We start from the raw sequence: 439 nt of genomic DNA, 5'->3' as shown, positions 1-439 counted from the left end.
GGGCTGTGGTCAGTGCATTTTCTTGTGCGACTTTGAACTTCTTTTTGAGTTCAGGCCATACGCTGTTTAGATCGAATGATTCCGCGTATTCAATAAATCCCTTTAATTCATCAGATGTGACGCCAGGAATTGCACAAGTAACCGGTATTTGATTCAATTCTTCTAGCCAAGCGTTTTGTTCTGCTTGCGCCTCTTCCAGCGGCTTCAGGATATCCGCACGCAGCTTAGTGAACTTTTCTTTGTTCTCTTTCGCGATCGCTTCAATCAACTTCGGCTGCTTCTTGATATCGCGAAGGTAGTCACGCATCGGTGAATCGACTTCTGAGAGCTTTTTATTGATTTCAGCACCTAGCGCCTTAATTCGCTTTCTTCCCTCCTCAGAATCGATTTGAGGCACCTCTGCGTTGATTTCTGCGCTGTATGTGTCGAAGTTATTCTC

1 protein-coding gene is annotated in these 439 nt (G+C 45.1%); it reads right to left on the bottom strand.

Annotated elements, in window-relative coordinates; genetic code table 11:
* Positions 1 to 439: hypothetical protein (locus DC53_RS22225; RefSeq protein WP_167331240.1), on the bottom strand; the 439-nt coding region annotated here is incomplete at both ends.

This window comes from Pseudoalteromonas fuliginea, from assembly GCF_000690055.1.
Classification (GTDB): domain Bacteria; phylum Pseudomonadota; class Gammaproteobacteria; order Enterobacterales; family Alteromonadaceae; genus Pseudoalteromonas; species Pseudoalteromonas fuliginea.
This window is presented reverse-complemented; position numbering and strand designations above follow the sequence as displayed.